The 3,579-nt window shown below is 50.0% G+C and carries 1 rRNA gene; it reads left to right on the top strand.

Annotation, left to right across the window (positions count from 1 at the left end):
* The first annotated feature begins 480 nt into the window (after window positions 1-480).
* Window positions 481-3,358, top strand: a 23S ribosomal RNA gene (locus tag JAO85_RS25325).
* The last annotated feature ends 221 nt before the right edge of the window (window positions 3,359-3,579 follow it).

The following is a 3,579-nucleotide window of genomic DNA, read 5'->3' as shown; positions in this document are numbered from 1 at the left end:
CAGCTGGGAGAGCACCTGCTTTGCAAGCAGGGGGTCGTCGGTTCGATCCCGTCATCCTCCACCAAAAATGATAGCGCCGAAAGGTGCTATAATCGTTGGCTCAGCAGATGTGAAGCGCAAGCGAAGCAAAAGCAGAGTAGAAGCGAAAAAACCAAATTCAATATAAAAGCAGTCTGCACCAGACTGCTTTTATATTGATCTTTGATCAATTGGCTGTTCTTTAAAAATTCATAGAGTCGAAATCAGCGTTGCTGGTGGAAAGAGTTGAAAAATACTCACCGTGCCGCCAGCAACATTTTGATTGCGTCAAAACAGATATTTTGCGAATGCAAATTTATCTAGTAATGACGAATATTCTCTAAGCTGCATCGAAAGGTGCAGCCAAAGATATTCACATTACGGCATAACGCGTGAGGTGCAAGACCTCACCAGTCTTTGAAACCAGGCTTTGATTCTCGACAAGAGAGTCCAAAGTTATAGGGTCAAGTGACTAAGAGCATATGGTGGATGCCTTGGCGATGATAGGCGACGAAAGACGTGATAGCCTGCGATAAGCTTCGGGGAGCTGGCAAATAAGCTTTGATCCGGAGATTTCTGAATGGGGGAACCCACCTCGCAAGAGGTATCGTGCACTGAATACATAGGTGCACGAAGCGAACCTGGAGAACTGAAACATCTAAGTACCCAGAGGAAAAGACATCAACCGAGATTCCGATAGTAGTGGCGAGCGAATTCGGAAGAGCCTTGCAGTGATAGTCGATCAGTTAACAAAACGGCATGGAAAGGCCGACCATAGTGGGTGATAGTCCCGTATGTGAAAACCGATCGGTGGTACTAGGCTGCAGACAAGTAGGGCGGGGCACGAGAAACCCTGTCTGAATATGGGGGGACCATCCTCCAAGGCTAAATACTCATCATCGACCGATAGTGAACCAGTACCGTGAGGGAAAGGCGAAAAGAACCCCGGGAGGGGAGTGAAATAGATCCTGAAACCGTATGCTTACAAAAAGTCGGAGCCCTTAGGGGTGACGGCGTACCTTTTGTATAATGGGTCAGCGACTTACATTCAGTGGCAAGCTTAACCGAATAGGGGAGGCGAAGAGAAATCGAGTCCGAATAGGGCGACTAGTCGCTGGGTGTAGACCCGAAACCAAGTGATCTATCCATGGCCAGGATGAAGGTGCCGTAACAGGTACTGGAGGTCCGAACCCACTAATGTTGCAAAATTAGGGGATGAGCTGTGGATAGGGGTGAAAGGCTAAACAAACTTGGAAATAGCTGGTTCTCTCCGAAAACTATTTAGGTAGTGCCTCAAGTATTACCGTCGGGGGTAGAGCACTGTTTAGGCTAGGGGGTCATGGCGACTTACCAAACCTATGCAAACTCCGAATACCGACGAGTACAGCTTGGGAGACAGAGCACCGGGTGCTAACGTCCGGACTCAAGAGGGAAACAACCCAGACCGCCAGCTAAGGTCCCTAAAATTGGCTAAGTGGGAAACGAAGTGGGAAGGCTAAAACAGTCAGGATGTTGGCTTAGAAGCAGCCATCATTTAAAGAAAGCGTAATAGCTCACTGATCGAGTCGTCCTGCGCGGAAGATGTAACGGGGCTAAGCCAGTTACCGAAGCTGCGGATGCACAGTTTACTGTGCGTGGTAGGAGAGCGTTCTGTAAGCCTGTGAAGGTGTCTGGTAACGGATGCTGGAGGTATCAGAAGTGCGAATGCTGACATGAGTAGCGTTAAAGGGGGTGAAAAGCCCCCTCGCCGTAAGCGCAAGGTTTCCTACGCAACGTTCATCGGCGTAGGGTGAGTCGGCCCCTAAGGCGAGGCAGAGATGCGTAGCTGATGGGAAACAGGTCAATATTCCTGTACCGATCAATAGTGCGATGTGGGGACGGAGAAGGTTAGCTCAGCCAACTGTTGGAATAGTTGGTTCAAGCGTGTAGTCGTGCTCTTTAGGCAAATCCGGAGAGCTGAGATGAGGCGTGATAACGAGTCTGCTTGCAGACGAAGTGAGTGATACCCTGCTTCCAGGAAAAGCCACTAAGCTTCAGCTATTGACGACCGTACCGCAAACCGACACTGGTGCGCGAGATGAGTATTCTAAGGCGCTTGAGAGAACTCAGGAGAAGGAACTCGGCAAATTGACACCGTAACTTCGGGAGAAGGTGTACCCCAAGTAAGTGAAGTTGTACAAACGGAGCTCAAAGGGGTTGCAAAAAATTGGTGGCTGCGACTGTTTAATAAAAACACAGCACTCTGCAAACACGAAAGTGGACGTATAGGGTGTGACGCCTGCCCGGTGCTGGAAGATTAAATGATGGGGTGCAAGCTCTTGATTGAAGTCCCAGTAAACGGCGGCCGTAACTATAACGGTCCTAAGGTAGCGAAATTCCTTGTCGGGTAAGTTCCGACCTGCACGAATGGCGTAACGATGGCCACACTGTCTCCTCCTGAGACTCAGCGAAGTTGAAATGTTTGTGATGATGCAATCTCCCCGCGGAAAGACGGAAAGACCCCATGAACCTTTACTGTAGCTTTGTATTGGACTTTGAACGGATCTGTGTAGGATAGGTGGGAGGCTTTGAAGTGCGGTCGCTAGATCGCATGGAGCCGACGTTGAAATACCACCCTGGTGCGTTTGAGGTTCTAACCTGGATCCATTATCTGGATCGGGGACAGTGCATGGTAGGCAGTTTGACTGGGGCGGTCTCCTCCCAAAGCGTAACGGAGGAGTTCGAAGGTACGCTAGTTACGGTCGGACATCGTGACGATAGTGCAATGGCATAAGCGTGCTTAACTGCGAGACTGACAAGTCGAGCAGATGCGAAAGCAGGACATAGTGATCCGGTGGTTCTGTATGGAAGGGCCATCGCTCAACGGATAAAAGGTACTCTGGGGATAACAGGCTGATACCGCCCAAGAGTTCATATCGACGGCGGTGTTTGGCACCTCGATGTCGGCTCATCTCATCCTGGGGCTGTAGTCGGTCCCAAGGGTATGGCTGTTCGCCATTTAAAGAGGTACGTGAGCTGGGTTTAAAACGTCGTGAGACAGTTTGGTCCCTATCTTCCGTGGGCGCTGCAGATTTGAGGAAGCCTGCTCCTAGTACGAGAGGACCGGAGTGGACACACCTCTGGTGTACCTGTTGTCACGCCAGTGGCATCGCAGGGTAGCTAAGTGTGGAAGAGATAACCGCTGAAAGCATCTAAGCGGGAAACTCGTTTCAAGATGAGATCTGCCGGGGCCTTGAGCCCCCTGAAGGGTCGTTGTAGACCACGACGTTGATAGGCTGGGTGTGGAAGCGCAGTAATGCGTTAAGCTAACCAGTACTAATTGCCCGTGCGGCTTGACCCTATAACTTTGGGTAAGCCTGGAAAAATAAAGACAGAACGCAAGTTCTAGTTATGCCGAAATAGCGCAATCGAAAAGCTGATTGAAGACTCTATGAATTCGTTGGATGGAGAGGAGCGTCATTAAGAAGTTAATGGCCACCGATCGATCTGACAAAAAGTTTATGCCTGATGACCATAGCAAGTTGGTACCACTCCTTCCCATCCCGAACAGGACAGTGAAAC

The sequence above is a fragment of the Comamonas sp. NyZ500 genome (genome assembly GCF_016772095.1).
Lineage (GTDB): Bacteria > Pseudomonadota > Gammaproteobacteria > Burkholderiales > Burkholderiaceae_C > Comamonas > Comamonas thiooxydans.
This window is presented reverse-complemented; position numbering and strand designations above follow the sequence as displayed.